1 rRNA gene is annotated in these 518 nt (G+C 51.2%); it reads right to left on the bottom strand.

The window, feature by feature from the left end:
* Positions 1–518, bottom strand: a 23S ribosomal RNA gene (locus AC1RDJ_RS28420); the annotation flags it as partial.

The raw sequence follows: 518 nt of genomic DNA, 5'->3' as shown, positions 1-518 counted from the left end.
TACGGTCTCGTATGACTGAAGCTTAGAGGCTTTTCTTGGAACCACTTCCGATTGCTTCGTGAACAAGTTCACTCGTCTCAACCCCTTGAATTCCGCACCCGGATTTGCCTAAGTGCCTTCTATGAGCCAAAAACCAACTATTCCAACAGTTGGACAACCTTCCGCGATCCGTCCCCCCATCGCATCATACGACGGTGCAGGAATATTAACCTGCTTCCCATCAGCTACGCATCTCTGCCTCGCCTTAGGGGCCGACTCACCCTGCTCCGATGAACGTTGAACAGGAAACCTTGGGCTTACGGCGTGGAGGCTTTTCACCCCCATTATCGCTACTCATGTCAGCATTCGCACTTCTGATACCTCCAGCATCCTTTACAAGACACCTTCGCAGGCTTACAGAACGCTCTCCTACCATATATATCTGTGATAAATCACAGAAGGATATCCGCAGCTTCGGTGACTGGCTTAGCCCCGTTACATCTTCCGCGCAGGACGACTCGATCAGTGAGCTATTACGC

The sequence above is a fragment of the Janthinobacterium sp. GW822-FHT07H10 genome, from assembly GCF_058798675.1.
The sequence above is the reverse complement of the archived record's forward strand: the minus strand, read 5'-3'. Positions and strand labels throughout refer to the sequence as shown.